Origin of the sequence: Streptomyces sp. NRRL B-3229 (assembly GCF_000719505.1) — a bacterium.
Lineage (GTDB): Bacteria > Actinomycetota > Actinomycetes > Streptomycetales > Streptomycetaceae > Streptomyces > Streptomyces griseorubiginosus.
Genome location: NZ_JOGP01000162.1, coordinates 1 through 235, shown reverse-complemented (window position 1 = coordinate 235; position 235 = coordinate 1). Strand labels below are relative to the sequence as shown.

1 protein-coding gene is annotated in these 235 nt (G+C 69.4%); it reads left to right on the top strand.

What is annotated here, in order from left to right; translation table 11 throughout:
* Positions 1–235: S8 family serine peptidase (locus tag IF54_RS40330; protein ID WP_037821298.1), on the top strand; the 235-nt coding region annotated here is incomplete at both ends.

Sequence of the window (235 nt, the reverse complement as noted above, 5' to 3'; positions counted from 1 at the left end):
GTCGGGCGGCAAGTACAAGGGCGTCGCGCCCGGTGCCAAGATCCTCAACGGCAAGGTCCTCGACGACACCGGCTCGGGTGACGACTCCGGCATCCTCGCGGGCATGGAGTGGGCGGCCGCGCAGGGTGCCGACGTTGTCAACCTCAGCCTGGGCGGCGGCGACACCCCGGAGATCGACCCGCTCGAGGCGGAGGTCAACAAGCTCTCGGCCGAGAAGGGCATCCTGTTCGCCATC